The organism is Diaphorobacter sp. ED-3 (assembly GCF_027625375.1).
Taxonomy (GTDB): domain Bacteria; phylum Pseudomonadota; class Gammaproteobacteria; order Burkholderiales; family Burkholderiaceae_C; genus Diaphorobacter; species Diaphorobacter nitroreducens.
This window is the reverse complement of record NZ_CP115182.1, coordinates 3,918,867-3,938,517: the sequence shown is the minus strand read 5'-3', so window position 1 is coordinate 3,938,517 and position 19,651 is coordinate 3,918,867. Positions and strand designations below refer to the sequence as shown.

Below are 19,651 nucleotides of genomic sequence, written 5' to 3'. Positions count from 1 at the left end.
GGTGGATTCAAGCAGCCGGTGCGGCCGTGCCCGCCGCGGGGTCCGCCAGCGCCAGCAGCCAGTCGCGAAAGCGCACCAGCGTGGCCAGCTGCGCACGCGACTCGGGGTAGCACAGCCAGTAGCCCAGGTCGCTCGTGTAGCCGCCGCCGGGCAGCGGCTCGGTGACGGTGCCGGCGGCAATCTCGTCCTGCACCAGGCAGCGCGGCACCAGGGCCAGTCCCATGCCCACCGACACCGCGCGGATGATGGTCTGGAACTGGTCGAACTGCGGGCCGGCCAGCGGGTCCAGGCCGTTCACGCCGTGCGCCTCGGCCCAGTGCTGCCAGGCGCCGGGCACGCTCACGTGGCGCAGCAGCGTGTGGCGTGCCACGTCCTGCGGGCTGTGCAGGGGCGGCGCGCCGGCCAGCCCGGCGCGCGGGCCGATCAGGGCCACGTCGTTGCCCGTCAGGTAGTGCGCGCGTGCGCCCGGCCAGTGCCCATCGCCGAACAGGATGGAGCAGTCCAGCTCGGGGTCGGCAAAGTCGTAGCCGTGCACGTAGGGCACGAAGTGCAGCGTGATCTGCGGGTGCTGCGCACGCAGCTGCGGCAGGCGCGGAATCAGCCACTTGGCGGCCAGCGTGGGCAGCACCGACAGGTGCAGCGCGCCGCCCTCGTCACCGCTGGTGATCAGCTCCAGCGTGGCCGCCTCCAGGCGGGCGAGCAGGGCGCTCACGGCCTTTTCGTAGCGCTCTCCAGCGGGCGTGAGCGACAGGCGCTTGCGGCTGCGCTCGAACAGCGGAACGCCCACCCAGCGCTCCAGCTCCTGCACCTGCTTGCTCACCGCGCTCTGGGTGAGGTGCAGCGCCTCGGCCGCGCGCGAGATGCCCCCGAAGCGGGCCACGGTACAGAACGCCCGCAGCAGGTGCAGCGGCGGGTGAAGGCGGCGCAGGATCATGGGGTTTGCCGATCAAAACATTCCACAATGGAATGATAACAGGCACAGCTATTGCTTTTCCGTCCGCACCCCTTCGTTTATCTTTCGTGCACCATCAAAGGAGTGAGTCCATGCAACGTCGCAAACTGATTGCCGCGCTGGCGGTTACCTCTGTAGTTTCTGGAATGACCTTCGCCCAGGACAACAGCCGTCCCCTGCGCATCGTCGTGCCCTTCCCGCCGGGCGGCGCCACCGACATTGCCGGCCGCTCGCTGCAAGAACCCCTGCAGCGCCTGCTGGGCCAGCCGGTGGTGATCGAGAACAAGGCCGGTGCGGGCGGCTCCATCGGCATGGCCGAGGTGGCACGCGCCACCGACGGGCTGACCTTCGGCGTGGCCACGCTGTCTACCCACGGCGTGAACCCGGCCGTGCTGGGCAAGCTGCCCTACGACCCCATCAAGGACTTCGTCGGCGTGACCGAGATCGTCAAGGCGCCCGGCATCATCGTGGTCAACCCCAAGGTGCTGCCCGTCAAGGACTTCGCCGACCTCGTGAAGCACCTGAAGGCCCATCCCGGCAAGGTGGAATACGCGACGCCGGGCAACGGCACCATCGGCCACATGTGGGGCGAGCTGTTCAAGAGCGCCACGGGCACCAGCATGGTGCACATCCCCTACCGCGGTGCGGGTCCGGCCACCAACGACGTGCTGGGCGGCCAGGTGCCGGTGTATTTCGACCAAGTGGCCTCGTCGCTGCCGCACGTGAAGGCCGGCAAGCTCAAGGCCCTGGCCGTGTCCTGGCACGAACGCCTGGCCGTGCTGCCCGACGTGCCCACCTATGCCGAGCTGGGCTACAAGCAGGCCAACGATGCGTCGTGGTTCGGCCTGGTGGCGCCCAAATCCACCCCCGCGGCCCAGGTGCAGCGCGTGCAACAGGCCGTGGCCCAGGCCCTCAAGGAGCCGGCGGTGCGCGATCGCCTGGCGGCCCAGGGGCTGTATGCGTCGGGCACCACGCCCGCCGAGTTCTCCGCGCAGATCGCGCGTGAAATTGACAAGATGAAACAGGTGGCAGCCTATGCCAAGATCAAACTGGACTGATTTCCACGGAGTGTGCCTATGCAAGCAGTGCTGAAACTGATCCACAGCCAGTACCTGCAGGCCGAGCCCGGCGCAGCCGGCGCCCCTGCGGCGCCGCCCGCTGCGTCACCCGCACGCATGGTCTCCCGCATCGCGGGGCGCACGCCCCTGGTGCTGGATTCGCCGCATAGCGGCACCGTCTACCCCGCCGACTTCCGCGCTGCGCTGGACCTGCCCGTGCTGCGCCGTGCGGAGGACACCCACGTCGAAAAGCTCTACGCCTTCGCGCCCGGGCTGGGCGTGGGCTGGGTGGAGGCGCATTTCCCGCGCATCTACCTGGACGCCAACCGCGACACCACCGAACTGGACGCCACCCTGCTGGACGCGCCCTGGCCCGACCCGGTCACCACCGACCCCGTGGTGCTGCAGAAGGTGCGCCTGGGCAAGGGGCTGATCTGGAAGTTCACCGACGAGGGCGAGCCCATCTACGACCGCCCGCTGGGCGTGGACGAGGTGCGTGCACGCATCGAGCGCTGCTGGCGGCCCTACCACGCGGCGGTGGCGGCCGAGATCGACGCCGCCCACGCGCGCCATGGCTACAGCATCCACCTCAACTGCCACTCCATGCCCGCCGTGGCCGCCAGCCACGCCACGCTCTACCCGGGCCTGCACCATGCCGACTTCGTGGTGGGCGACCGCGACGGGGCCACCGCCAGCCCGGCGCTGTCGCAGCAGATCTGCGCGTTCCTGCGCGAGCGCGGCTACAGCGTGGACTACAACCATCCCTACAAGGGTGTGGAACTGGTGCGCCGCTACGGCAACCCGGCGCAGCACCGTCACAGCATTCAGGTGGAGATCAACCGCAAGCTCTACATGGACGAGCAGACGCTGGACATCCTGCCGGCAGGGTTCGACCGGCTGCGCGCCGACCTGCGCGCGCTGGTGGAGTCTCTGCTGGCGACCGACCCGCGCGGCTGACCGCTGGCGGCGGCCTCGGTCGGCTGTACCGAGGTTCCCAACGCAAGGCCCGTTCCCATGGACGGGCCTTTGTCATTCCACGCGCTTGTGCAGGCCAGTGGCGATAAAAACATAGCTGCTAGCGCTTACCAGGCAAGGGTGAATGCGGGATTTCTTCCCTACGGCCACCGGGCGCCGACGCGGTGTGCGCCGGCAGTGCATTCCGCATTGAAATGAGATGTGTCGCAATGCTCATTGGTCAGCGGCCCGCGGGGTTACCAGAATGGTTTGTTACCAAAGACCAACCTTGAGGGAGCATTGCATGCAGCGTAGAGACATCCTGACACTGGCGGCCGCTGGCGCCATCCCCGGCCTGGCGAGCGCCCAGGCCTCCAGCAGCACCCTGCGGCTGGTGGTCCCCTTCCCGCAGGGCGGCGCCACCGACATCACCGCGCGTGTGCTGGCCGGGCCGCTGTCGCGCATCCTCGGCATGCCCGTGAAGGTGGACAACCTGCCCGGCGCGGGCGGCGCCACCGGCATGCAGGCGGTGGCCAAGGCCGCGGCCGACGGGATGACGCTGGGCGTGGCCACGCTCTCCACGCATGGCGTGAACCCCGCCGTGTACAAGAAGCTGCCCTACGACGCGATCAAGGACTTTGCGGCGGTGACCGAGATCGTCAAGGCCCCGGGCGTGCTGGTGGTGCACCCCAGCGTGCCGGCGCAAAACTTCGAGCAGTTCATCAAGCTGATCAAGAGCCAGCCGGGCAAGATCACCTATGCCACGCCCGGTGCGGGCACCATCGGCCACATGTGGGCCGAGTTGCTGCAAAGCACCACCGGCACGTCCATGAAGCACGTGCCCTTCCGCGGCGCGGCGCCCGCCGTGGCCGACCTGCTGGAGGGCAAGGTGCAGGTGTACTGCGACCAGGTGGCGTCGTCGCTGCCTCATATCCAGGCGGGCAAGCTGCGCGCGCTGGCCGTGTCGTGGAATCAGCGCCTGGCCGTGCTGCCCAAGGTGCCCACCTATGCCGAGCTGAGCCTGTTCACCAACAACGATCCGTCGTGGTTCGGTCTGGTGGCACCCGCCGGCACGCCCGCCGTCGTGGTCCGCGCGCGCCGCAATGCCGTCGCACAGGCGCTGGAGGAGCCCGCCGTGCGCAAGGCGCTGGCCGACCACGGGCTGTTCCCCTCGGGCTCGCTGCCCGCGGAATTCGGGGCCCAGATTCAGAAGGAAGTGGACAAGATGCGGCGCGTGAGCCGCTTTGCGCAGATCAGCTTGGACGCGGGCTGACGGCTGACGGCGGGCCGGCAGCGGCGCTGCCGGCGCGAAGGCCGCCATCCATCAAGGCTGCCGCGCGCCATGCCGCGCAGGCCACCGCGGCCGGCAAACCGCGCCGGCGGCGCGTGCCAGGGATCAGGCGCAGGGGCGCAGCGTCTTGCCGGCCAGCGCCGGCTGCAGCGTGGTGTCCAGGCGTGTGCGCAGCGTGTCGTTCACGGCCGGCAGGCGCAGCATGAAGCCGGGCGCGTCGGCGCGCTCCTGCACCACGCGCGCGGTGCGCACGCCCTGGTTGGCCAGCAGGGCCATGCCGCGCTGCGCGGCCTCCTCGGTGGAAAAGCGCCCCAGCGACAGCCCCGGCTCCAGTGCCGCGCCGGGCCGGTCGTAGGGGATCTTGAGCGCGCGCAGCTCGGCGCGCTTCTTGGCCACCGCCTCTTCGTCGGGAAAGCGCCCCATGTACACCATCCAGCGGCCCGTGATCGGCGTGGGCTCCAGGGTCCAGCTGCCCTCGGGCAAGACGGCCGCCGCCTGGCGCAGCGCGTCGGCCTGGCGCGCGTCGAACACGCCCGCCTGCAGGCAGGCCGGGGGCTCCGCGGGCGCGGCGGCGGTTGCGGGGGATGACGCCGGGCCCGTCGGTGCCGCGGACGATGCGGCCCCCTTGCCGCCCTGGGGCAGCAGGCGCAGGTTCTGCGGGGCGATCTGCTGCTCCATGCGCTGCGGCTCGGACTCATCCACCGGCGCCAGGCCCCAGCCGCGCAGCAGCCCCTGCGACCAGGCGTAGTAGCCGGCGTTGGCCAGCAGCAGAAGCACGACGGCAAGGCGCAGCATGGCTCAGTCCTTCAGGGTGCGGGGGGCGCGCAAAAAGCGCGGGGAACGCGGCGTGGCGGTCATTGCGGGCGCACGCTGATCTCGGCGCTGGTGACGGGCTGCATGCCGCGCGCGGTGTGCACCAGCAGCGTGCCGTCCTCGGTCACGCCGTGGGCCGTGCCCTGCGTGCCGTCGCTCAGCGTGACGGCGCGCCCGGCCAGCAGGTCGCGCTGCGCAAAGCGTGCCTGGAAGGGGGCGAAGCCATGCTCGGCAAAACCCAGCAGTGCATGCACCAGCGGCGGCGCGATGCGCTGCAGCGCGCTGGCCGCGGTGAGCGTGGTGTCCACCTCGCGCAGGCACGCGGGGGGCGTGCGCAGCCCGTCGGCCAGCACGGGCAACACGTTCAGCCCGATGCCCACCACCACGTAGCGGCTCTGGCCCGCCACCAGCGGCGGCACGGCCGCGCCGGGCGCGGTCACGGTGGCCGTCTCCACCAGAATGCCGCCGAGCTTGCGCCCATCCTGGAGCCACAGGTCGTTGGGCCACTTGAGCAGGATGCGCGGGTGCCCGCTGCCTTCGGGGGGCAGGACGGGCTGCAGCGCCTGCGCCACGCTCACGCCCACGGCCAGCGACAGGCCCGACCAGTCGTGCGGCGCCAGCGGCAGGCCCAGCGAAAACGTGAGCGCGGGCACCACGCCGGTGTCGCGGTAGGTGGCGGCGCTGTGCCAGTCGCGCCCCAGGCGGCCACGGCCGGCGGTCTGCTCCTCCGTCACCAGCAGCGTGGGCTCCAGCCGGCCGTCGCGCGCGCGGCGCATGAGTTCGCTGTTGGTGGAGTCGATGCTGGGCAGGACCTCCACGGTGAAGCCGGGCAGCAGCGGCGCAATCGCCTCCCACAGGGCCTCGGCCGGCCAGCGCACGGGGGTGGCGGCGGGGCTCACCGCTGGGCGCTCCTGCGGCCCTGGCGGGGTTTCGCGGATTTGGCGGGCTTGCCGGCTTTGCTGCTGCCCTTGGCTTCCTCGGCCTTGCGGGTCTTTGGGGCCTTCCCGGCTTTTTCGGTGGGAGGTTGGGGTGCCAGGCCCGGCGGCGCCCAGCCGCGCTTGGGCGCCAGCAGCGTGCCGCGGCAATTCTTGCTGCCGCACCAGCAGGGGTATTCGGCCTTCAGCTTGGGCGTGTAGCGCTCTTCGATGATCAGGCCGTAGTCGTAGTTCAGCTCCTCGCCGGCGCGGATGTTGCGCAGCGCGGTGATGAAGATGCGGCCGCCCTGCTCGTCGGCAAAGCAGTTGGGGTCGCAGCTGTGGTTGATCCAGCGCGAGGAATTGCCGCCGAACTTTGCGTCGATCACGCGGTCTTCATCCACGTGGAAGTAGAAGGTGTGGTTGGGCTGCGCGGGGTCGTGCGGGTGGCGGTCCTGGGCTTCCTGCCAGCTGATGACCTCGCCCGTGTATTCGACGAGGACCTCGCCCTCGGCAATGTCCTGCACGGCGAACACACCCTTGCCATGCACGCCCGAGCGCCGGGTCTGGATGCGCCGACCGGCGGCGGGCGTGGGGGCGGCGGTGGAAGCGGTGCGGGGCATGGGGAAACTCTGTTACTTTGAATGTGTGCACACATGCGTGCGCGTGCGCGCGTGTGAGGCGGATTGTAGAAGCGCCAGCAGGGCGCGGTATGGCGTAAGAGACCCACAAAATGACCAAAACACTGGTAATTGCAGAAAAGCCCTCGGTGGCGCAGGACATCGTGCGCGCCCTCACGCCGGTTGCCGGCAAGTTCGAGAAGCACGAGGACCATTTCGAGAATGAGCGCTACGTGGTCACCAGCGCCGTGGGCCACCTGGTGGAGATCCAGGCGCCCGAGGAATTCGACGTCAAGCGCGGCAAGTGGAGCTTTGCCCACCTGCCGGTGATCCCGCCGTATTTCGACCTGAAGCCCGTGGACAAGACCAAGAGCCGCCTGAACGCGGTGGTCAAGCAGGCCAGGCGCAAGGACGTGACCGAACTGGTCAACGCCTGTGACGCGGGCCGCGAGGGGGAGTTGATCTTCCGCCTGATCGAACAGTACGCCGGTGGCGCCAAGGGCGGGCTGGGCAAGCCCGTGAAGCGCCTGTGGCTGCAGAGCATGACGCCCCAGGCCATCCGCGACGGCTTCGAGAACCTGCGCAGCGACCAGCAGATGCAGGGCCTGGCCAGCGCCGCGCGCAGCCGCTCCGAGGCCGACTGGCTGGTGGGCATCAACGGCACGCGCGCCATGACGGCCTTCAACTCGCGCGACGGCGGGTTCTTTTTGACCACCGTGGGCCGCGTGCAGACGCCCACGCTGTCGCTGGTGGTGGAGCGCGAGGAAAAAATCCGCAAGTTCGTCAGCCGCGACTACTGGGAAATCCACGCGGGCTTTCATGCCGAAGCCGGCGAATACCTGGGCAAGTGGTTCGACCCCAAGTGGAAGAAGAGCGACGACCCCGAGGCCCGCGCCGACCGTGTCTGGTCGCACCACCAGGCCAAGGAGATCGCCGACGCCGTGCGCGGCAAGGCCGCCACCGTCACCGAGGAAAGCAAGCCCACCACTCAGGCATCGCCGCTGCTGTTCGACCTGACCAGCCTGCAGCGCGAGGCCAACGGCAAGTTCGGCTTCTCCGCCAAGACCACGCTGGCCCTGGCGCAAAGCCTGTACGAACGCCACAAGGCGCTGACCTACCCGCGTACCGACTCGCGCGCGCTGCCCGAGGACTACCTGCCCGTGGCCAGGCAGACCTTCGGCATGCTGGCCGGCAGCGGCATGCGCCACCTGGCGCCGTTCGCGCAGCAGGCGCTGGACGACGGCTACGTGCGCCCGTCCAAGCGCATCTTCGACAACAGCAAGGTGAGCGACCACTTTGCCATCATCCCCACCACGCAGGCCCCCAGCGGCCTGTCCGAGGCCGAGCAAAAGCTCTACGACCTGGTGGTGCGCCGCTTCATGGCGGTGTTCTTCCCCAGTGCCGAATACCAGGTCACCACGCGCATCAGCCAGGTGGTGGGCCACTCGTTCAAGACCGAGGGCAAGGTGCTGGTCAAGCCCGGCTGGCTGGCCATCTACGGCAAGGAAGCCGCCAACGAGGTCGAAGACGGCAAGGCCGGCGACAAGGGCCAGCCGCTGGTGCCCGTCAAGCCCGGCGAGATGACCCACACCGAGTTCGCCGAGGCCAAGGGCCTGAAAACCAAGCCGCCCGCGCGCTACTCCGAAGCCACGCTGCTGGGCGCCATGGAAAGCGCCGGCAAGCAGATCGACGACGAAGAGCTGCGCGAAGCCATGCAGGAGAAAGGCCTGGGCACGCCGGCCACGCGCGCGGCCATCATCGAAGGCCTGCTGACCGAGAAATACATGCTGCGCGAGGGCCGTGAGCTGATCCCCACGGCCAAGGCCTTCCAGCTCATGACGCTGCTGCGCGGCCTGGATGTGCAGGAGCTGTGCCGCGCCGACCTGACGGGAGAATGGGAATTCAAGCTCGCGCAAATGGAAAAGGGCCAGCTGAGCCGCGAAGCCTTCATGCAGCAGATCCAGGCCATGACCGAGAAGCTGGTCAAGAAGGCCAAGGAATACGACCGCGACACCATCCCCGGCGACTACGCCACGCTGTCCACGCCGTGCCCCAACTGCGGCGGCGTGGTGAAGGAGAACTACCGCCGCTACGCCTGCACGGGCGCGAACGGCGCGGGCGAGGGCTGCGGCTTCTCGTTCACCAAGTCGCCCGCGGGCCGCACGTTTGAAACCGCCGAGGCCGAGCAGCTATTGCGCGACCGCCGCATCGGCCCGCTGGAGGGCTTCCGCTCCAAGGCCGGCTGGCCCTTCGTGGCCGAGGTCACCATTGCCCGCGACGAAGAGGCGGGCAACTACAAGCTCGAATTCGACTTTGGCGACGACAAAAACGCCGAGGAATCGGGCGAGATCGTGGACTTTACCGGCCAGGAAAGCTTAGGTGCCTGCCCCAGCTGCGGCGCCCCCGTGTATGAACACGGCAGCAACTACGTGTGCAGCAAATCCGTGCCCACCGCCCAGCAGCCCACGCCGTCGTGCACCTTCAAGAGCGGCAAGGTCATCCTGCAGCAGCCCGTGGAGCGCGCGCAGATGCAAAAGCTGCTGGCCACCGGCAAGACCGATCTGCTGGACAAGTTCGTCAGCATGCGCACGCGCCGCGCGTTCAAGGCCTTCCTGGCCTGGGACAAAGAGGCGGGCAAGGTCAACTTCGAGTTCGAGCAGCGCGAATCCAAATACCCGCCGCGCAAGACGGCTGCTGCAAAAACAGGAGCTGCCAGCGCACGCGGGACGGGCGCTGGAGCCGTAAAAGCCTCTAAACCTGCCACCAAGGCCGCCGCCAAGAAGGCCGCGGCCAAAACCACGGCCGCCAAGACCCCGCGCAAGGCCAGCACCGCCGCCGGCAAGGCGCCCAGCGCCCAACTGGCCGCCGTGATTGGCACTGAACCCGTGGCGCGCCCCGAGGCCGTCAAGAAGTTGTGGGACTACATCAAGGCCCACAACCTGCAGGACCCGCAGGACAAGCGCACCATCGTCGCCGACGACAAGCTGCGCGCCGTCTTCGGCAAGGACCGCGTCGGCATGTTCGAGCTGGCCGGCATCCTGAGCCAGCACCTGGCCTGACGCCATGCTGAGCCGCGGCGAGCGCATCTTCTGGGGCGGCCTGGCCGCCGCCGTCATTGCCGGCGCCGCCGCCGCGTGGTGGACGGCCGACCAATGGACGCCCCACGCCGCCCCCTGGGCCGCGCAGATGTGGCGCAAGATCACCCGCCCCGGCCCCGACACCCTGCCGCCGGGCAAGGCCGGCCGGCCCACGCCCGCCGCACAGGGCGCGGCCGGTGCCGCATCGGCCCCCATGGCGCCGCCGCGCAAATGCCAGCAACCCGACGGCCGCGTGATCTACACCGACCAACCGTGCCCGCGGGGCAGCCGCGAGCAGACGGTGGACGGGGCGGTCACGTCCCTGCCGGCGCGCTGAGCGGGCTTTGCGGCGGCGCCGGGGGCCGTGGTGCTCCCCTGATGCGCTTGGTGCAGCGCCGTGACTGCAGGGCATTGACGCCCTGAATTCATGTTGCTCCTGTTCCGATAGCTATTAGCGCTTACTGCATAAGCGCTAGGGGCCGTTTTTGTCTTAAGCCACGCACCGTGCCCCCATCCAGCCGGATGCCGCAGGCTCGGGGTTTTCGTCAGTTTGGAATCAGCTTCGCCGCCTATAAGGTTTCAATCCGAAACAAATGGGATGGGCGGGGAGGAATGGCGACGTTGATACCCGCACTTGGCTCATGCGCGGGGCGCATGCAGTCGGGTGAACGCAGGCTGGCCGAGCGGCTGGAACAGAAACTCGAGGACGACTACCTGCTGTGGTGGGACGTGCCCATTGGCCCCAAGCAGACGCGGCCCGACTTCGTGGTGCTGCACCCGCGGCGGGGCGCGCTGATCCTGGAGGTAAAGGACTGGCGCCTGGACACCATCCGCAGCGCCACGCGCGAGCGCTTCGAGATTGCGCCCGACGGGCAGCTCAAGGTCGTCATCAGCCCACTGCAACAGGCGCGGCACTGCGCCATTCAGGTGGTCAACGCGCTGGAGCGCGACCCACAGCTCGTGCAGGGCGCGGGGCCGTACCAGGGCAAGCTGGCCTTCCCCTGGGGCCATGGCGTGGTCTTCACCAACATCACGCGCAAGCAGTTTGAGGGCGCCGGCCTGGGCGAGGCCATCCCCCCGCACCTCGCCATCTGCAAGGACGAGATGTACGAGGACGTGGACGCCGAAGCCTTCCAGCAGCGGCTGTGGGCCATGTTCCCTCACAGCTTCGGCAAGGGCGCCATCACGCTGCCGCAGCTGGACCGCGTGCGCTGGATACTCTTTCCCGAAGTGCGCGTGCCCCAGCAGCAAAGCCTGTTTGGCACAGGTGCGGAGGGCGATGACGAAGACGCCCGCCTGCCCGACATCATGCGCGTGATGGACCTGCAACAAGAGCAGTTGGCCCGCAGCCTGGGTGACGGCCACCGCGTGATCCACGGCGTGGCGGGCTCGGGCAAGACCATGATTCTGGGCTACCGCGCCGAGCACCTGGCGCAAACGCAGACGCCCGGCAGCAAGCCCATCCTCATCCTTTGCTACAACGAGCCGCTGGCCGTGAAGCTGGCCGCCACCATGCAGGCCAAGGGGCTGGCGGAGCGCGTGCACGTGCGCCACTTCCACAAATGGTGCCGCGACCAACTCGTCGCCTACCACCTGCTGCCAGACAACACACGCGGCTGGCCCGTGGACAAGCTGATGCAGGAGTACGTGCAGCGCGTCATCAACGGCGTGGACGCGGGCCACATCCCCGCAGGCCAGTACCACGCCATCCTCATCGACGAGGGGCACGACTTCGCGCCTGAATGGCTCAAGCTGGTCACGCAGATGGTGGACCCCACCACCAACAGCCTGCTGCTGCTGTACGACGACGCGCAAAGCATCTACGACCGCACCAAGAAAAAGAACTTCAGCCTGAAGAGCGTGGGCATCCAGGCCGCCGGCCGCACCACCATCCTGAAGATCAACTACCGCAACACGCGGCAGATCCTGCAGCTGGCCCACCGCATGGCGGGCGACATGCTCAAGCCCGAAGACGCCGAGGGCGGCGACGACGGCATCCCCCTGTTGCAACCCCTGAGCTGCGGCCGCGAAGGCCCCGAGCCCATCGTCATCGACCTGCCCACCCTGCCCGAGCGCGTGGCACGCATGGCCGAACTACTGGCCGACCAGCACGCTCAGGGCCACGCCTGGGGCGACATGGCCGTGCTGTGCAGGCATCACAAGGAGATGGATGAATGCTCCACGGCTTTGGCGCGCAAGGGGCTGCCGCACCGGGTGCGCAAGCGCTCAGGCGATTACCGCCCCGAAGAAGACTCCATCAAAGTGATGACGATGCATGCGAGTAAGGGGTTGGAGTGGCCGGTGGTGGCGGTGATGACTGAAAAAGGCTCGGATGCAAAAGCCGCAGAAAACCAGGAAGCCATATTGGAGGCGCGGGTGGTTTATGTGGCCACGACGCGGGCTACGCAGAGATTGTTGGTTTTATAAATTCTGAAAGATGTTTGGTGGCTACTTTCGAATCTCTGCTGCCCTTCACTCACATTTCGAAAAGCAGCGCTTCAGATCTCAAATTCTTCTGTGGCATCCAGCGGGCTGACCGTGCCACCTGCAGCCACTTTCGGCAAGTGTGTATTGAGTTCGACACACGATAAACAATTGGGAAGGATAACCACATGAAACGGGGTCGCTACTATCTTTCGCGAGTTATTAAGCTCGGTGAACTAAATCAATCCCGCCTGCTTGATGCGATTGCCAAGGCCCCTGTTGTGCCAATCGGTGAGTTTGTTTGGACCATCACAGACGTAACGGATCGGCGAAGTGCAACTTCTCCCTATGTCTTCGGAAATCTCGCCAAATTCTCGCGTCAGGGTACGGTCAAACTCGTTGACGAGCCAACCAAGCAGCAAGTCGAGGCAGTTGCGCCTAACTTGCTGGAGGCCAGTGCGCCGTTTGTATATCTGCCTGAGTTCTCCGGTATTGCGTTTCTTCATGTTTGGAACGGAATTCAGGAGGATGTGTTTCCGCGCCGATTCAAGGCGATCATTGAAGCCGCCTACGACAACTTTTTTGTCGACTGCACGATTGAGCCCGTTGCCGACTACCGTGCGTTTCTTGAGAAGCTCAGTTCGTTGAACAAGATTACCGAGCTCTCTGCGCGTGTACACCCACCAAACCCTCTCTTCGGGCGCTTGTGGGGTAGTCTGGACAAGTATGTCAAACGACGACAAGCGACCGAAGTCGCCATACGGGAAACGACCGATAGCAGTAAGGGCCTATCGACCGAACTGGTGAAGCTGATCGAACGGATTCTTGAGAACCCGAAGTACCAGCCAAAGTCGGAGCCAGACATAACTGATGCAGCAATGCTCATGGCGGCCGATGGCTATGGACACGGAAAAGCCGTGGGCATAGAAGGAGATACAGAGGTCGTCGTCCGTACGGCAGAATCACAGAAGAGCTTTCTCTTCGAGAAGGAGCCTGAGCCTGAAATGCTGGCAACAGCCGCGAGAATGCATTTTGAGCGCGTCAGCGAAGAGCGGGACGAGGGTGTGCAGAATTTTGTGTAAACGGACAATCCACCGCCGGCGTAAGCCGGCCTGTCCGTAAGCACAATGAACACCAAGAAACACGACGTACCCGAAGAACTGCTGTCTGGCCTGCTGGCCAACTACAAGAAGCCCGAAGACCTCATCGGCGAGAACGGTCTGCTCAAGCAACTTACCAAGCTGCTGGTCGAGCGAGCCCTGGACGCTGAGCTGACTGAGCACCTGGGCCATGAACGCAACGAGGCGGTGGCCAACCCCGCTGGCAACACCCGCAACGGCAAGAGCAAGAAGACCCTCAAGGGCGAGTTCGGCGAATTGCCCATCGAAGTGCCACGCGACCGCCATGGCAGCTTCGAGCCTCAGCTCATCCCCAAGCACCAGACCCGCTGGGCCGGCTTCGACGACAAAATCATCTCGCTGTACGCCCGTGGCATGACGGTGCGCGAGATACAGGCCCACCTCGAAGAGATGTACGGCACCGAGGTCTCACCCAGCCTGATTTCCTCGGTGACAGATGCCGTGGCCGACGAGGTCAAGGCCTGGCAGGCCCGACCGCTGGAGCCGATTTATCCCATCGTCTATCTGGACTGCATCCATGTGAAGGTGCGCGAGGGCGCGGTGCGGGTCAAGGCGGTGTACCTGGCCATCGGCATCACCATGACGGGCGACAAGGAGGTGCTGGGCCTGTGGCTGGCCCAGACCGAGGGCGCCAAGTTCTGGCTGCAGGTGGTCACCGAGTTGCGCAACCGGGGCGTGCAGGACATCTTCATCGCCTGCGTCGATGGGCTCAAGGGCTTCCCTGACGCCATCGAGGCAGTCTTCCCCAAGGCGGTGGTGCAACTGTGCATCGTTCACATGGTGCGTCACAGCCTGAACTACGTCTCATGGAAGCGCCGCAAGGAAGTGGCGGCCGACCTGCGCCGTATCTACACGGCCGCCACCGCCGAGGAGGCCGAACTGATGCTCGCAGAGTTCGAGGCCCGATGGGATGCCGAGTACCTGCCCATCGGCCAGTCCTGGCGCAGGAACTGGAGCCGCTTGACCCCGTTCTTTGACTACCCGCCGGAAATCCGCAAGGTCATCTACACCACCAATGCCATCGAGTCGGTGAACATGAGCCTGAGGAAGCTGACCAAGAACCGGGGCTCGTTCCCCAGCGACGAGGCGCTGACCAAGCTGTTCTACCTGGCGCTGCGCAACATCAGCCAGAAGTGGACCATGCCCATCCGGGATTGGAAGGCCGCGCTGACCCGCTTTACCATTCAGTTCGGAGACCGCATCTCCGTCAATTGAAGTCCGACCCGTTTACACAAAAATTCGGACACGCCCAGCGGGACATGGGGCATTGATCAACAATGTTGCTCTACTGGATTCGCGTCATTGCCCTGAGCTTTGAGGCGCTTGTTCTTTTTGCTGCCGGAATGATCTGGCTTGTCTTTAAGCCAGAACTGGATTCGCTGGCGAATGCCCTGTCGCTGAGTGAAGAGTTCCTGAGGTACATGCTCGTGGCACCGGTCGGCATCGGCATGTGGGTGGTTAACGAATCTCGCCTTTTGCTGCAAGAAGACAAGGAGTCCATCAGAGTGCTCACCGAATGGCCGGACTACCCATTGCTCAAGGCTCACGTTTGGGTTGGTCTGATCTATTGCTTCATCTTCGCCGCTGTCTCCCTAGTCCCATGGGCCGCGAAATCCGGCATCAGCAACGGTACCGGTCTATTGCTCTTCTTGACCGCGATTGCAGGCCAGTTCATCGTCGCCTCAAGTGTTTACGCGGCTCGAATCAAGGTCCGGGAGTTGCTTGCTCATGCCAGTGCGGCCTAAGTGAGGCCTAACTCCTCGCTCAAACTGACCCGCTACGGCAGTCATCGCTTTGCCGCTCCAGACGTCTACGGCATCCTGCCCTTCGCTGCCAAACGCTTTCTACCCGAGCGGGCAGCTTAGCTCGAACATTGAAAGACTGGTTTCCCGTTTGACGACCGATTGCGCCTGGCCGATAGAGGTCCAATCATTGACCGTTTGGTCTTGCTCCTGCACTTTGTAGCGTTGCCGGCTACCATCCTCGGCGCGGCCTCAGCCGCTGCGCATCAGCCCACATAGGGCGCACCAACGCGCTTCACCAAGGATCAAGGAGACCCACCCCCATGTTCAGCCACGTCATGCTGGGAGCCAGCAACCCCGACCAATCCAAGCAGTTCTACGACGCCTTCCTGGGCGCCCTGGGTTGCAAGCCTGGCTTCACCGACCCCAAGGGCCGCACCTTTTGGCGCCACGCGGGCAACACCTTTGCCATCTCCGCGCCCATCAACGGCGAGCCGGCCTGCTTTGGTAACGGCGCCACGACGGGCTTTGCGGCCGAGTCGCCCGAGCAGGTGGATGCGGCGCATGCGGCGGGCGTGGCCAGCGGCGGCGTGACGTGTGAAGACCCGCCGGGCTGGCGCGAGCATGCGCCGGGTGGGCGGCTGTACCTGGCCTATCTGCGTGACCCGGCCGGCAACAAGCTGTGCGTGCTGCACCGCCCGCCCAAGGCCGCCTGACCCCCGGAGCGTTCACGCATGCAACTGTCTGAACAATGGGTGCTGGTCACGGGCGGCGCCCGGGGCCTGGGCCAGGCCATCACGCGCGCCGTGGCGCGCGAGGGCGCGGGCGTGGTCATCAACTACCACCGCAGCGATGCCGCCGCCCAGGCGCTGGCCGACGAGCTGGGCCCGCGCGCCATTGCGCTGCAGGCCGACGTGACCGATGCGGCCGCCGTGCAGCGCCTGTTTGCCACCGCGCGCGAGCGCACCGGCGCCCCCATCAGCGCCGTAGTGAACAACGCGCTGGCGCAGTTCTCGTTCGACGGCGATGCGCGCCCCAAGCTGGGCGAGATCACCTGGGCGCGCTTCAGCCAGCAGATCGAGGGCGCGGTCAAGGGCGCGCTCAACACCATGCAGGCCGCGCTGCCCGCCATGCGCGCGCAGGGCTTCGGGCGTGTCGTGAACGTGGGCACCAACCTGTTCCAGAACCCGGTGGTGCCGTACCACGACTACACGGCGGCCAAGGCAGCGCTGTTGTCGCTCACGCGCACGGCGGCGCACGATCTGGGGCCGGATGGGATCACGGTGAACATGGTGTCGGGCGGGCTGCTGCGCACCACCGACGCCAGCAGCGCCACGCCCGAGGCGGTGTTCGACCTGATCGCCAGCCTGACCCCGCTGCGCCGCGTGACCACGCCGGCCGAGTTTGCCGACGCGGTGCTGTTCTTCCTCTCGCCCTGGGGCCGCGCCGTGACGGGGCAGAACCTGGTGGTGGACTGCGGCCTCGTCAAGGATTGAAAAAGGAGTTGCCCATGGCATGGACCCACCCCATCACGGCCAAGTGGCCCGCCGCGCACCCCGACCGGCTGCAGCTGTATTCGCTGCCCACGCCCAATGGCGTGAAGGTGTCGATCCTGCTGGAAGAGACGGGGCTGCCGTACGAGCCGCACCTGGTGAGCTTTGAGACCAACGACCAGCTCTCGCCCGAGTTCCTCGCGCTCAACCCCAACAACAAGATCCCCGCCATCCTCGACCCCAACGGCCCCGGCGGCCAACCGCTGGCGCTGTTTGAGTCCGGCGCCATCCTGGTCTATCTGGCCGAGAAGACCGGGCGCTTTCTGCCGCAGGACGCCGCCGCGCGCTACGAGACGCTGCAGTGGCTGATGTGGCAGATGGGTGGCGTGGGGCCGATGTTTGGGCAGCTCGGGTTCTTCCACAAGTTCGCGGGCAAGGACTACGAGGACAAGCGCCCGCGCGACCGCTACGTGGCCGAATCCAAGCGCCTGCTGGGCGTGCTGGAGCAGCGCCTGACGGGCCGCGACTGGATCATGGGCAGCGACTACACCATCGCCGACATCGCCGTGTTCCCCTGGGTGCGCAACCTCGTGGGCTTCTACGGCGCGGGCGATCTGGTGGGCTTTGACGCCTTCCCGCAGGTGCAGCGCGTGCTGGCGGCCTTCGTGGCACGCCCCGCCGTGCAGCGGGGGCTGGAGATTCCGGCGCGGGGCATCCCGGCGCGGGGCTAACCCGGCGCGGGGCTGATCCGGCACGGGGCTAGTCAGGCGCGGGGCATCCCGGCGCGGGGCTGACCCGCCCGAGGCCCACCCCGCCCAGGGCGCACGCGTGGCGCGGCGAGCCCTCACGCATCCGGCCCGGCGCGGCACAAGCGCACGCACCAGGGTGGGCGTGCGCCGCGCCCCGGCCAGCGCGCCGGTTCATGGTCAAAAACGGCTCTAGCGCTTATGTAGCAAGCGCGAGCAGCTATGCTTTTGATACTTCCACCAGCGCATCCACCACCACGGCGCCCTGGCCTGCGGCGCCCACCATCACCGGGTTCAGGTCCAGCGATGCAATGGCGCCGCCGGCACCCGCGATCACCTGGCCCACGGCCACGGCGATGCGCGACAGGGCGGCCACGTCCAGCGGCGGCTCGCCGCGCACACCATCCAGCAGCGGGGCGATGCGCAGCGTGCGCAGCGCGGCCTGCACGTCGGCCTCGGAGAACGGGGGCAGCAGCACGGCGCAGTCCTTCAGCGCCTCCACGTACTTGCCGCCGTCGCCCACCACCACCACGGGGCCAAAGATCGGGTCCATGCGCGCGCCCACCATGAACTCGTGCTGGCCCTTGCGCGTGGCCGCCACGATCACCCCGTCGCGCTGCACGCCCATGGCGTCCATCTTGGCCCAGAAGCGCTCGAACAGCTCGGCCGCCTGCTCACGCGTCTGCACGTTGAGGGCCACGAGCCCGTGCTCGGACTTGTGCGGCACCTCGGCCGAGCAGGCCTTCACGACCGCGGGCGCGCCGATGGCGTCCAACGCTGCGCGCGCCTCGTCGGCGGTACGGCACAGGTGCATGGGCACCGTGGGCACGCCGTGGCGCGCCAGCAGGCCCAGGCTGTCCACCTCGTTGAGAAAGCCCTGTGCGCCGGCCGGCACCTGCACGTGGGGCAATGCGGGCCACGTGGCGCGCGGCTGGCGCATCCGTTCCGTGTGGCCGGCCACCTGGGCCAGCACGGCGATGGCCTCGCCCTCGTTGGGGAAGGTGGCGATGCCGTGCGCGCGAAAGGGCGCGGCCACGCTCTCTTGCCACGCGGCCACGGCCACGGGCTTGCCCGTCGCGGCCTCGAAGGCCGCGGCGTCGCGGGCGAACCGGTCCACGTCGTAGCCCGCGCCGGCCACGGGAATGTTCAGGAAGAACAGGTCCGCCGCCGGGTCCTGCGCCACGGCGGGCAGCACGTCGCCGAACAGGCCGCTGTTGGACAGCAGCGCGGCGGTGACGTCGATGGGGTTGCTGGCGGTGGCAAAGCCCGGCAGCTTGGAGGCCACGTCGGCTTGCGTGGCGGGGCTCAGCTCCGCCAGGGACAGGCCCATGTCTTCGGCGGCGTCGGCGCCCATCACGCAGCTGGCGCCGGAGTTGCTGATCACCACCAGGCGGCGGCCCTCGGGGCGCCAGCCCTTCAGGTAGGCGTGCGCGGCGCGTGCCTGCTCATGCGGGTCGCGCACGCGCCAGATGCCGTGGTGCTTGAAGAAGGCGTCCACCGTGCGGTCCTCGTTGGCCAGCGCGCCCGTGTGGGACGACGCGGCCTTCTGCCCGCTGGCCGACCGCCCGGCCTTCACCGCGACGATGGGCAGGTCGCGCTCGCGCGCGTAGGCGGCGGTGGCGGCCAGCATCTCGGGGTGGGCGATGTTCTCCAGGTACAGCAGCAGCAGTTGCACATCGGGGTCGTGCGCCACGGCCCAGGCCATCTCGGACGCGGTCACGTCGGCCTCGTTGCCCGTGGCATGCACATGGCGCACGCCCAGGCCGCGCCCGCGCAGCAGGCCGTAGGCCATGGCGCTCATGCCGCCGCTCTGGCTCACGATGCCCACGGGGCCGTCCATGGGCGGCACTTCGATGAACATGGTGGAAAAGCCCGCGATGGCGCCCGTGCCGAAGTTGGCCAGGCCCTGCGTGTTGGGGCCGTACAGGCGCATGCCGGCGGCGCGCGCGGTGGCCACCATGTGGTCCTGCAGCTCGCGCCCGGCGGGGCCCGTCTCGCCAAAGCCCGAGGCGATCACCACGGCGGACTTCACGCCTCGCGCGGCGCACTCCTCCACGGCGGCGACCGTCTTGTCGCCGCCCACGGCGATCAGCGCCAGGTCGGGCACCTCGGGCAGCGCGGCCAGGCCGGCGTAGCTCTTGTGGCCCTGCACTTCCTCGCGCGCCGGGTTGATGGGATAGATGGTGCCCCGGTAGCCGTGGCGCTGCATGTAGTGGATGGGCCGGCCGCCGATCTTGTGGATGTTCTCGGAGGCGCCAACGATGGCGACCGAGCGGGGGTTGAGTGCGGAGGTAAGAAGGTCAGACATGATGGGTTGCGAGACGTTGGGCGTTCAGTCGCCCCGCCGCTGGCAGGGCCGTGGAATGCAATGGCAGGGACAGGGGCGCGGCGCAGGCAGCCAGCACACGCCAGCTCGGCGGCAACCCGG

17 protein-coding genes are annotated in these 19,651 nt (G+C 67.5%); 12 read left to right on the top strand and 5 right to left on the bottom strand.

The genetic code is table 11. The features are described from left to right. Positions 1-7: 7 nt before the first annotated feature. Complete coding sequence (locus PCQ86_RS19020; protein WP_015914570.1) at positions 8-934, bottom strand: LysR substrate-binding domain-containing protein; 927 nt, start codon at positions 932-934, stop codon at positions 8-10. Between the two features lie 110 nt (positions 935-1,044). Between PCQ86_RS19020 and PCQ86_RS19015 the strand changes: the two genes are divergently transcribed. The 3 genes from PCQ86_RS19015 to PCQ86_RS19005 all read left to right on the top strand — a co-directional run bounded on the left by PCQ86_RS19015 (position 1,045) and on the right by PCQ86_RS19005 (position 4,237). Then, positions 1,045-2,010, top strand: coding sequence for a Bug family tripartite tricarboxylate transporter substrate binding protein (locus tag PCQ86_RS19015; RefSeq protein WP_011807079.1), 966 nt, complete (start codon positions 1,045-1,047; stop codon positions 2,008-2,010). 18 nt (positions 2,011-2,028) lie between these two features. After that, entirely contained in the window at positions 2,029-2,967 is a 939-nt protein-coding gene (locus PCQ86_RS19010; protein ID WP_011807078.1) for an N-formylglutamate amidohydrolase, read from the top strand. 301 nt (positions 2,968-3,268) lie between these two features. Next, a complete protein-coding gene (locus PCQ86_RS19005; RefSeq protein WP_270174494.1) occupies positions 3,269-4,237 on the top strand; it encodes a tripartite tricarboxylate transporter substrate binding protein BugE in 969 nt (322 codons plus the stop codon). Between the two features lie 123 nt (positions 4,238-4,360). On the opposite strand, the gene PCQ86_RS19000 is transcribed toward PCQ86_RS19005, so the two are convergent. Genes PCQ86_RS19000 through PCQ86_RS18990 form a run of 3 tightly spaced genes read right to left on the bottom strand, consistent with a single transcriptional unit; the run spans position 4,361 to position 6,605 of the window. Beyond that, a complete protein-coding gene (locus tag PCQ86_RS19000) occupies positions 4,361-5,050 on the bottom strand; it encodes an SPOR domain-containing protein (RefSeq protein ID WP_270174493.1) in 690 nt (229 codons plus the stop codon). A 59-nt stretch (positions 5,051-5,109) separates the two neighbouring features. Further along, entirely contained in the window at positions 5,110-5,967 is an 858-nt protein-coding gene (locus PCQ86_RS18995; protein WP_270174492.1) for a biotin--[acetyl-CoA-carboxylase] ligase, read from the bottom strand. Further along, complete coding sequence (locus tag PCQ86_RS18990; RefSeq protein WP_270174491.1) at positions 5,964-6,605, bottom strand: SET domain-containing protein; 642 nt, start codon at positions 6,603-6,605, stop codon at positions 5,964-5,966. Before PCQ86_RS18990 ends, PCQ86_RS18995 begins: the two co-directional genes overlap by 4 nt. A 110-nt stretch (positions 6,606-6,715) precedes the next feature. Between PCQ86_RS18990 and PCQ86_RS18985 the strand changes: the two genes are divergently transcribed. The 9 genes from PCQ86_RS18985 (at position 6,716) to PCQ86_RS18945 (ending at position 17,208) form a co-directional block, all read left to right on the top strand. Beyond that, positions 6,716-9,661, top strand: a complete 2,946-nt coding sequence (locus PCQ86_RS18985; RefSeq protein WP_270174490.1) for a DNA topoisomerase III — start codon at positions 6,716-6,718, stop codon at positions 9,659-9,661. A 4-nt stretch (positions 9,662-9,665) separates the two neighbouring features. Then, positions 9,666-10,016 carry a DUF4124 domain-containing protein gene (locus PCQ86_RS18980; RefSeq protein ID WP_270174489.1) on the top strand — a complete coding sequence of 117 codons (351 nt, stop codon included), beginning with the start codon at positions 9,666-9,668 and terminating at the stop codon, positions 10,014-10,016. 317 nt (positions 10,017-10,333) lie between these two features. Continuing rightward, the gene (locus tag PCQ86_RS18975) at positions 10,334-12,106 is read left to right on the top strand and encodes a DEAD/DEAH box helicase (RefSeq protein WP_270174488.1); all 1,773 of its coding nucleotides are present in this window, start codon (positions 10,334-10,336) and stop codon (positions 12,104-12,106) included. Positions 12,107-12,291: 185 nt separating this feature from the next. Then, positions 12,292-13,185 carry a hypothetical protein gene (locus PCQ86_RS18970; RefSeq protein WP_270174487.1) on the top strand — a complete coding sequence of 298 codons (894 nt, stop codon included), beginning with the start codon at positions 12,292-12,294 and terminating at the stop codon, positions 13,183-13,185. Between the two features lie 45 nt (positions 13,186-13,230). Then, positions 13,231-14,457, top strand: a complete 1,227-nt coding sequence (locus PCQ86_RS18965; protein ID WP_011805843.1) for an IS256 family transposase — start codon at positions 13,231-13,233, stop codon at positions 14,455-14,457. Positions 14,458-14,519: 62 nt separating this feature from the next. Then, positions 14,520-14,987 carry a hypothetical protein gene (locus PCQ86_RS18960; protein WP_270174486.1) on the top strand — a complete coding sequence of 156 codons (468 nt, stop codon included), beginning with the start codon at positions 14,520-14,522 and terminating at the stop codon, positions 14,985-14,987. Positions 14,988-15,307: 320 nt separating this feature from the next. Beyond that, positions 15,308-15,700: a VOC family protein gene (locus PCQ86_RS18955; protein WP_011807063.1), complete on the top strand. Its 393-nt coding sequence runs from the start codon at positions 15,308-15,310 to the stop codon at positions 15,698-15,700. An 18-nt stretch (positions 15,701-15,718) separates the two neighbouring features. After that, positions 15,719-16,480 (top strand): 3-oxoacyl-ACP reductase, encoded by a 762-nt coding sequence (locus PCQ86_RS18950; RefSeq protein ID WP_270174485.1) that lies wholly within the window; start codon positions 15,719-15,721, stop codon positions 16,478-16,480. Positions 16,481-16,494: 14 nt separating this feature from the next. Continuing rightward, entirely contained in the window at positions 16,495-17,208 is a 714-nt protein-coding gene (locus tag PCQ86_RS18945; protein WP_270174484.1) for a glutathione S-transferase N-terminal domain-containing protein, read from the top strand. Positions 17,209-17,443: 235 nt separating this feature from the next. Here the strand turns inward: PCQ86_RS18945 and PCQ86_RS18940 are convergent, their stop codons facing one another. Beyond that, a complete protein-coding gene (locus PCQ86_RS18940) occupies positions 17,444-19,531 on the bottom strand; it encodes an acetate--CoA ligase family protein (protein ID WP_270174483.1) in 2,088 nt (695 codons plus the stop codon). Positions 19,532-19,651 lie beyond the last annotated feature (120 nt).

Coding starts and splice junctions, on each gene's coding strand:
- PCQ86_RS19020 (WP_015914570.1), bottom strand. CDS start 934: ATGATCCTGCGCCGCCTTCACCCGCCGCTGCACCTGCTGCGGGCGTTC.
- PCQ86_RS19015 (WP_011807079.1), top strand. CDS start 1,045: ATGCAACGTCGCAAACTGATTGCCGCGCTGGCGGTTACCTCTGTAGTT.
- PCQ86_RS19010 (WP_011807078.1), top strand. CDS start 2,029: ATGCAAGCAGTGCTGAAACTGATCCACAGCCAGTACCTGCAGGCCGAG.
- PCQ86_RS19005 (WP_270174494.1), top strand. CDS start 3,269: ATGCAGCGTAGAGACATCCTGACACTGGCGGCCGCTGGCGCCATCCCC.
- PCQ86_RS19000 (WP_270174493.1), bottom strand. CDS start 5,050: ATGCTGCGCCTTGCCGTCGTGCTTCTGCTGCTGGCCAACGCCGGCTAC.
- PCQ86_RS18990 (WP_270174491.1), bottom strand. CDS start 6,605: ATGCCCCGCACCGCTTCCACCGCCGCCCCCACGCCCGCCGCCGGTCGG.
- PCQ86_RS18985 (WP_270174490.1), top strand. CDS start 6,716: ATGACCAAAACACTGGTAATTGCAGAAAAGCCCTCGGTGGCGCAGGAC.
- PCQ86_RS18980 (WP_270174489.1), top strand. CDS start 9,666: ATGCTGAGCCGCGGCGAGCGCATCTTCTGGGGCGGCCTGGCCGCCGCC.
- PCQ86_RS18975 (WP_270174488.1), top strand. CDS start 10,334: ATGCAGTCGGGTGAACGCAGGCTGGCCGAGCGGCTGGAACAGAAACTC.
- PCQ86_RS18970 (WP_270174487.1), top strand. CDS start 12,292: ATGAAACGGGGTCGCTACTATCTTTCGCGAGTTATTAAGCTCGGTGAA.
- PCQ86_RS18965 (WP_011805843.1), top strand. CDS start 13,231: ATGAACACCAAGAAACACGACGTACCCGAAGAACTGCTGTCTGGCCTG.
- PCQ86_RS18960 (WP_270174486.1), top strand. CDS start 14,520: ATGTTGCTCTACTGGATTCGCGTCATTGCCCTGAGCTTTGAGGCGCTT.
- PCQ86_RS18955 (WP_011807063.1), top strand. CDS start 15,308: ATGTTCAGCCACGTCATGCTGGGAGCCAGCAACCCCGACCAATCCAAG.
- PCQ86_RS18950 (WP_270174485.1), top strand. CDS start 15,719: ATGCAACTGTCTGAACAATGGGTGCTGGTCACGGGCGGCGCCCGGGGC.
- PCQ86_RS18945 (WP_270174484.1), top strand. CDS start 16,495: ATGGCATGGACCCACCCCATCACGGCCAAGTGGCCCGCCGCGCACCCC.
- PCQ86_RS18940 (WP_270174483.1), bottom strand. CDS start 19,531: ATGTCTGACCTTCTTACCTCCGCACTCAACCCCCGCTCGGTCGCCATC.